Below are 7,507 nucleotides of genomic sequence, written 5' to 3' on the forward strand. Positions count from 1 at the left end.
CATGCACTGCCTGTCGGATGCTAAATCGGCAGGCAGTGCATGGCGTAAACACAACGAGCCCCGCCGTCACGGCGGGGCTCGATGGTCCACCCCGGGCCTGGACCGCCCGGGAGGAGAAGCACCTACGCACTGCAAGGAACGGGAGGTGCGCTCACTGATGAGCGTACGTGTAGTGGTACACCAGGCACCACATGGCCTGGGTCACGGCGGCGGGTCCACCCGAGCGGGGGTGACTCGGTGATGGACGACGACAGCCAGGAAGTGGAGTTGTACGGCCCCGAGGACGGCGGCCTCTACAGCTCACAGCTCAAGGACTGGATCCCGCTCTGCGCGCAGCTGGGGGACTCCGCAGTCCGCCTGTACTGGATCCTGCGGGCGCTGGTGGTCGAGAAGCACGGCCCGGTGCGCAAGCTCACGATCATGGAGCTGTGCTACCTGCTGCCCGCGAAGCCGGTGAAGCCGGGGGAGAAGGTCAAGCCGTCCAGCGTCGGGCGGATCCGGATCCTGCTCCGAGCGCTTACGGCGGTGGGGCTGGTGACCACGCCGGACGGGAAGCGGCTCAAGACGTCCTCGCGGGTCAAGCCGTCGGGTGGCGCCCTGCGGATGCGGATCAACGACGCACCGCCCCGCGGCTACACCGGCCCACGCAACGCGTTCGCGGTCCTGGACGCGGTGAGGGCGCCGGCCGCCGAGGCAGCACAGAAAGTTAGCGAGCACCAGGCCACGCAGGAAGCCGCGCGGAGGGCCGCGAAGAAGGCGCAGGTCACGGGTCAGATTTCTGGCCCGGACGGTAGCGCGGGTCAAAAATCTGACCCGCCTGGTCAAAAATCTGACCCGCCTGGTCAGAAATCTGACCCGGATTCCGGGCCTGACCTGCAAGATCGCGAACCCCCGTTCATTCCTTCCGCTAAGTCCTCCCGCTCAGCCACCCCCGTCCGTCCGTCCGTGTCTGTAGGTAGTGGCATGCGCGAGGACATGGACGGAGGGACGGACGGCGGCGGCGGTGTCATCGAAGACCAGAAGCAGCCGCAGCTGGGGGGCAGGGAAGCAGCGGCGGCTGACGCTGCGCCGCTGAACGACAACGGCGCAGCAGCAGGGGGGGCCGTCTCTGGCGAGGGTGGTCCGGCGGAGTGCCCAGCGGTGCCCGAGACGCCGGGGGTGCTGCTGCTGGCCGAGATCGGGGCGTGGCACCCCGAGTACCTGGTGACCGGTCAGACGCTGGCGGACCAGGGCTTGGTGGTCACGGGAATGCTTGCCGCCGGGTGGAAACCTGCGAGCATCCGGCAGGTGATCACCGGTCGGCCGCTCCCGGTCCCGATGACGCACACGGTCGGCGCGATCATCGCGGCGCGGCTGCGGCAGGCCGCGTCTGGCCCGGCGCCGAGCCCGACCGCGTCGTGGGGTGCCGTTCCCGCGCAGGGCGGCCCCGCGGACAGTCCGGTCGATCACTCCAGCACCGCCGTGGCGGGCCGCACCGTGGCCGAGGCCTTGGAGCACCGGGCCCGGTACGAGTGCGCCGAGTGCGGACGGCCCCCGGCGCCCGGGATGGACCTGTGCGGGGCGTGCGCGGGCTGGCCGGCCTGCACGACCGGCTGCGGCCGCCACTTGGAGCACGGAGGCATCTGCCCGGACTGCGCCGAGGCCGCCGAGCACGCGGGCATCCCCGCCCAGGCCGCCGAAAACGGCATCTGCCCGGGCCACGACGGCCCGTGCGGGCGCCCGGTGGCCACCCTCGGCCTGTGCGGCCGGTGCCGGGTGGCGGCCGAGGTCGCCAAGCGGCAGGCGGAAGCCGAATGGGAAGCCGCCCGGACGGCTGCAATCGCCGCAGCTGAGCGCGCCGAGGCCGGGAAGATGACCCAACCTTCCCCGTTCTAGCCGCTGTACGCCCCGCTGAGCGCCTCACAGCCCGTTCCGGGCCTCCAGGTCGCATCGGTTCCTGAAAGTCGCTCAGCGGGGCGTATGCGGCTTCCTGTTGCGGACGGTGCTCCGGTGACGGGGCATCCGCGCGGATCCGGCGGCTCCCGGGCGGGGGCCTGGACACGGTTACCGGTTACCGGTTACCGGTTACCGGTTACAGGCCAGGGGCGTCGGCCTGACCTGCTCTGATCGGTGTGAACCCGCGTCCGCAGGACCGGTAACCGGTAACCGCGCAGTCAGGGTTGGGCGGCGCGTGGATCTGGCGGGGCCAACGCGCGCGGCGCCCCGCGGGGGAGGTGTGTCCCCGGGGTGCTTGGCAGGGCCGGGGCCTACGGTGCCGGGGTGGATCACCAGTACGCGGGCCGGCGGCGTGGCTGCCGGAACCTGAAAGACCCGCAGCGGGAGTTGGCCGAGCTGCTGGCGGCGCGGGCGGAGCGGTTGCGGGCCGAGGCCAGCCGGGACGGCGGAGACGGGTTGTCGGTGGCCGAGGCGGTGGCCCTGGCCGCCGTCCAGCTCGGCCTAGAGCCGCCCGCGGCCGTGCCGGCGCCCCGGGCTGACACCTGACGCGTCACCGGTGTCACACGGGCCGTCGGCTGGTGTTACACAGGGCCGGTGTCACACGGCTGACCAGGGCCGGGCGCCCGCACCCCCGCCCCTGGCCCGGGTGTCACACGGGCGTTCATCATCGTGTTCATCACCACGCCGCGGGCCGCGATCCGGGCGGGACCCACGGCGCGAGTGCAGGCGCGTATGCGCGCGAGGGCCAGGCGGCCGGGCCGGGGAGCCATCACCGCCATGGTGACCGCCATACCCACCGCCACGGCACCGCCCTGGGACGGCTGTGTGGCGGTGCCCTGGCGGTCCGCGGGGCGGTGGGTACGGCGGTCAGCGTCCGCCCCACGGCCCGCTGAGCGTCCGCTGAACCACCGCTGGGAGCCCGTCAGCCAGCAGACGGGAAGAACTCTCCAGCGGTCGCTCAGCGGTCGCTCAGCGGATAGTTCGGCGGGTGCCGGACGGGACCGTGGCGTGCACGCGTGCTGCATCCTCGTGTACACGGGGCCAGTTCCGGCCGGCGTCGTCCAACGCGTGCCGGACGTGCCGCGTGCCGTGCGTGCCGCCCGCGCGAGGCTGTCGCGTGGCCGTGTCGCGTGGGCCGCGGTGTCGGCGCGACACGGGCCGGGTGACCTGCGGCGGGAAGGTCCGGGCCCCGGGTGTGCGACAGGCGCGACAGCCTGGCCGCGACAGGGGCTGGCCGCGGCCGTTGCCCCCGCCCGTGAGGAGCACTGAACCTCTTCCTGGCTGTCGCAGAAAGAGGTGTCGTCGCGCTTGACAGGCTTGCCCACCGGGCTTGACCAGGCACGATGCTCAAGATCGAAAAAGTGGGGGTCCCACTCCCGGTCACACCTCCGGTGTAACTCCTAGTGCACCTCTACGTGCAACCCTCCAGCCCCCTTCCGGTGCAACCCCGTCCGGCCGGGCGGGGATGGGGCCGGCTGCGACCGCCGGGACCGCGCAAGGGGGTGCCGTACGGAAGAAGTCGGCCCCCACACGCCCCCTTGACCATGGGCCCTGACCTGCGATTTCACCGCTCGCCGGAGGAGGCTGGGGGCAAGTTGGAGAGCAAGTTGGAGGGCAAGTTGTGCGGCAAGTTGACGAGCAAGTTGCAGGGCAAGCCCGGTCGCGGAGGCCGGGGCGCCCTGGGCAAGCCTCGCTGCTCGCCCCGGGCGGAGTTGGGCAAGCCCTGCTGCTTCGGCCCTGGGCAAGCCCTCGTTACCTCCGGTGAGGTAGCCGGGTAGCAGGGCCGTCTGCCCTGGTCAGAGCCGGTAACAGGGCCGGGGTAACAGGTTGGGTAACCGGGGCGGGTAACAGCCGGCCGCCGAGGCTGGGCAAGCCTGGGCGGACCTGGGCAAGCCTGGGCTTGCCCAGGTCCCAGCGAACAGGGTGAGCACCCCTGGTGAGTACCCCTTGACCACCCCCGCCCGGCAGACGTTCCCGCAGGTCAGCGCCTATTGACCAACTAGGGTGAGCACCCTGTGAGTACCCCTGGTGAGCGGGGTGAGCCCCCCGCCCGGTTTCCCCCTTGACGTCCCGGTGTGTCCCCGCTGGTCAAGGGGTCAGCCGTTCACGGCCGGTGACGAGGCGTCGGTCAGAGTTCGCCCGCCTCGGCGCCGGAGCCCAGACGGCGTCGGCCGGCGGCGGACGCGGGCCGCGCGGGTGCGCCGGGGTCCTCGGCGGTCGGGTCGGCCAGCTCGGCGGCCAGACGGGCCCGGCGGGCGGCCGGAGGCGCTGGGGGAGTAGCGGGGCGGGGGCCGGTGCCCAGGGGGCGGCGCTCGATCATCCCGCCAGTGTGGCGCCTCGGCTTCTCCCCTGCGGAAGGCGATGTCCCCAATCTGAACTGGGGACATCGGTGCCTTGATCGGCGGTGGGGAGCGCTGGTTGAGTGTGAGGAAGGTGTCCGCGCGACGGCGAGGACAACGATCGTTGCTTTCGAAAGGTGACGCTCCGCGCTGCTGGGCGGTCTGCCGGATGACCTCGATGACGTATTGGTCGCGGCAGTGATGGTGGCGTCGACTCCTTGGAGTCGACATCGATCCTGCCTGGACTTGTTCTCTCTTCCTGGGCATGGACGGTGCTTTCGGCACCGTTTACGGCCCCTCATCCCAAGCTGGTCAAGGGGGGAGGGAGCGTTCTTATCGCAAGGTCGCGCCAAACGTAGGTTCGAGCGAAAAGACTCGCTGCGGGGCGGTCGTCTGGCGCGGTGCTGGTGGGGTGACCTGCGCGTGGTGCGGGGTGGTGGCGCGGGCTGACGTGCCGTGCTGCAAAGCACGACTCGCTCCCGGCGACATCCAAAAAAACCCAAGATTTAGTGGTTGGAAGCGCGTGGCACGCCCAGAAGTTGTGGTCCCTTTTTCAACGGGGCGGGTGACTGCTCGTAGAATGGGGTCACTTGCCAGGGGCTCCCTCCTTGTTGCTTCGCCGATTCGCGGTGAAGGCCCAGCTCATGGGCGTCTTGGGAGCACCTGGAGGTACGGATGGCGAACGCGCTGGAGAACAAGGAGCGGGACGAGAGGCGGCTGTCGATACGGCAGGCGTTGATCGACTGGTCTGCGGTCGTGCCGGTGCTCGTCAAGCTGGTGGAGTGGTGGGTGCAGAACGTCTGACGGCGTTGTGGACCCGGACGTACGGCAGGAGCTCAGCAGTGAGCCCGGCCGAGTGATAGACGGCCGGGCCCAGTAGCTGCGCCACCTGCGAGGGAGGGCCTGATCTGGTTGCACCCAGGTCGGGCCTTCTCGTGCGTCGGGCAGTGCCTGACGCACCTAGGTTGACACATATAAGTGTACGCGAGGGGGGGTCTGGGGCCCCTTATCCATGCCTGCGCATGCGTACAGACGGCCCCGGCGAGAAGCCGTTATCGAGCATCTGGGTGCCGGCGGCTTAGGTGGTGGCGGGGGACTGGGAAGCATCGTTCTTGAGCTCGGGCAGGGCCTTGAGCAAGAGGTTGCAGAGCGCGAAGACCGCTTGGGGGTCGTCCGATTCCTGAAGGGCGGTGAGCGCGGTGGCGACGGCAAGGTGGGTCACGTCGAGGGGTGGCCTGCTCGCAGTGGCCACCGACTTGAGCAGCTGTTCCTCGGTGTCGCCGCTCAGCTTGTCGGCGTGAACCAACAAGAGGTCGACCGCGACCCGGATCAGGGTGTTGTCGGTGATGATCTCGTCGCGCTCCTGGCGCGCGCGGACGACTTGTCGGCGGAGCGCGGCCAGGGAACGGAGCTGGTCCCGGCGCAGGCGCGCTTCCTTGCGGTCCAGGGTTGCCCAACGGGCCTGTTGCTCAGGCACTTCGGCGGCCGACGGAGCAGGAGTCGCAGGCGCGGGTTCCGGCTTCGAGGCTGGGGCGGGCGGGCGCCTGGAGCGCGCGGTGCGGTGCAGCTGGTGTACGCGGCCGGTGCGGGGCAAGGGGCCTCCCAGAAAGTGGGGCGGCGGGGACCCGAGGGAGGGACGGGGCCGGCGCCCGCAGGGAGCCGAGGGACGGCTCGGTGCATCACCAGGCCCAACAGCCCGGAGAGGTGAAACGTCACGGCGCCGGCGCTCGATCATCTGGCCAGTGCCCCCGGGTGTTCCTGGTGAAAGTGTTCGGGGCGGGTACTGGTCCCGGCCGCCCCTCCGATGGCCGGGACCCCGCGTGGCTGTTGTTGCTACTGGCGCCGCCGGAACAGGGCGACCAGGGCCACGTAGAAGGCGCCGGTGCCGAGGGAGGTGTCCGCGGGGTCGGCCCAGGAGGGCGCCAACCTGATCAGGAGGCCCGCGCCGATCACGAGGACGGCGCCGAGGGCCAGGAGGAGAAGGTTGCGTTGGCGTCGCAGCCGGGCCAGCTCCTGCGCGTCGGTCTCCGAGGCCTGGGGGGCCTGAGGAGCCGGGGTCGTGTTGGTGGTGCTGCTCATCGTGGTGGTCCTTTGGTCGGGCCAGCGTGGTGCCGGGGCTGTCGGGTGGAGCGGGAGCCACTGTGCGAGGGGTGGACGGCGAGGTCGAGTTTTCGCGAATTTCCGTTCCGTGCCTGGTCGGAGGCCCTTTGGGGCGGCTGGACGTAGATTCGCGAGCGCTTGACACGGCATCTGCGCGGTCCGTTGCAGAGGTGAGGAGGTGGCTCTCGTCGCGCCTGATTGCGTGACGTTGGTCAGCACTGTGGGACAGGCGCGGGTTAGCCCCGCAAGCCCCCCGGCTGAACCGCGGGGCCGGGCTCGGAGTCTCTGCAAACCAGTGCGCCCCACCGGACGTTCTGACGCTCGACTGGCTGCTCGGGGGTTCAAGCAATGCCGGGTCTGTTTGATCAGACTAGGTGAACTTTATGAAATGCCACAATACGGACTTTTCAGGCTTGAATTCAGGCTTCGCGCGGCGAAGTCAGGATGAATAGTGGGGCCTCTGAGATGCGAATATGTGGGTTATTCAGCCCCTCTCGCTAATTCCTCAGCGCGACGTTCTAAATTCTGCTCTAGCTACTGACGACCCATCAGTTATGTGTGTTTTGGTGGTTGGTGGGGTGCGGCTCCCAACTTCGAAGCCCTGCGCGCTGTTGTGAGGGGCGTTCTTGACGGGCCGGTCTCTGGGGGAGTACAGGCAGTTGGCAGGGCTGTAGAGGGCCCGTGAGGGGTATTCCGGGGGAGAGCCCCGGGGTTGGTCCGGGGGAGCGTCATTGTGGTCCCGCACCCTTCCTCGGGTGCGGGATCCGGTCTGGTGGGGTTGACAGGGCCCTTTCCCCGCTGGGATGCTGACTGAGCGTTACTAAATCAAGAGCGGAGCGGGTCACCAACCAAACCGGCCACCCTCCCTCGTTGCCAGCCGCCCGCGAAGCGGGCCCAGGGCCGGGGAGCGAAGCGACCGGGCCCCACAGCCCAGTAATCCCAAGGGTCCGCGAAGCGGGCCCTCCCCACCCCAAGGGGTCTGGAGCGCAGCGGAAGACCCCGAGGCCAAGCCCGCGAAGCGGGCGCCGGCCCGCCCCGCGCGAAGCGCGGGGCCTCACACTCCGTCACCAAGGGCGCGCAGCGCCCGCCTTCCCTTCCAGAGCGCGCAGCGCTCTGGGCCCCGCTCCGCGGGG

6 protein-coding genes are annotated in these 7,507 nt (G+C 70.1%); 3 read left to right on the forward strand and 3 right to left on the reverse strand.

Annotation, left to right across the window (positions count from 1 at the left end; genetic code table 11):
- Positions 1–240: 240 nt before the first annotated feature.
- Together AC0666_RS33665 and AC0666_RS33670 are read left to right on the forward strand one after the other, a co-directional pair.
- A complete protein-coding gene (locus AC0666_RS33665) occupies positions 241–1,875 on the forward strand; it encodes a hypothetical protein (protein WP_478709083.1) in 1,635 nt (544 codons plus the stop codon).
- Between the two features lie 384 nt (positions 1,876–2,259).
- On the forward strand, positions 2,260–2,481 hold the full coding sequence (locus AC0666_RS33670; RefSeq protein ID WP_478709084.1) for a hypothetical protein: 222 nt from the start codon (positions 2,260–2,262) through the stop codon (positions 2,479–2,481).
- 1,582 nt (positions 2,482–4,063) lie between these two features.
- On the opposite strand, the gene AC0666_RS33675 is transcribed toward AC0666_RS33670, so the two are convergent.
- The gene (locus AC0666_RS33675) at positions 4,064–4,255 is read right to left on the reverse strand and encodes a hypothetical protein (RefSeq protein ID WP_478709085.1); all 192 of its coding nucleotides are present in this window, start codon (positions 4,253–4,255) and stop codon (positions 4,064–4,066) included.
- A 694-nt stretch (positions 4,256–4,949) separates the two neighbouring features.
- Here AC0666_RS33675 and AC0666_RS33680 point away from each other — a divergent pair.
- Positions 4,950–5,078: a hypothetical protein gene (locus AC0666_RS33680; RefSeq protein WP_478709086.1), complete on the forward strand. Its 129-nt coding sequence runs from the start codon at positions 4,950–4,952 to the stop codon at positions 5,076–5,078.
- A 274-nt stretch (positions 5,079–5,352) separates the two neighbouring features.
- Here the strand turns inward: AC0666_RS33680 and AC0666_RS33685 are convergent, their stop codons facing one another.
- Positions 5,353–5,751 carry a hypothetical protein gene (locus tag AC0666_RS33685; protein ID WP_478709087.1) on the reverse strand — a complete coding sequence of 133 codons (399 nt, stop codon included), beginning with the start codon at positions 5,749–5,751 and terminating at the stop codon, positions 5,353–5,355.
- A gap of 356 nt (positions 5,752–6,107) precedes the next feature.
- The gene (locus AC0666_RS33690) at positions 6,108–6,353 is read right to left on the reverse strand and encodes a hypothetical protein (RefSeq protein ID WP_478709088.1); all 246 of its coding nucleotides are present in this window, start codon (positions 6,351–6,353) and stop codon (positions 6,108–6,110) included.
- Between the last annotated feature and the right edge of the window lie 1,154 nt (positions 6,354–7,507).

This window comes from Streptomyces sp. NPDC043680, assembly GCF_056436685.1.

Bases quoted from the DNA above. Each gene is read 5' to 3' on its own strand.
- AC0666_RS33665 (WP_478709083.1), top strand. From the start codon at position 241: ATGGACGACGACAGCCAGGAAGTGGAGTTGTACGGCCCCGAGGACGGC.
- AC0666_RS33690 (WP_478709088.1), bottom strand. From the start codon at position 6,353: ATGAGCAGCACCACCAACACGACCCCGGCTCCTCAGGCCCCCCAGGCC.
- AC0666_RS33675 (WP_478709085.1), bottom strand. From the start codon at position 4,255: ATGATCGAGCGCCGCCCCCTGGGCACCGGCCCCCGCCCCGCTACTCCC.
- AC0666_RS33680 (WP_478709086.1), top strand. From the start codon at position 4,950: ATGGCGAACGCGCTGGAGAACAAGGAGCGGGACGAGAGGCGGCTGTCG.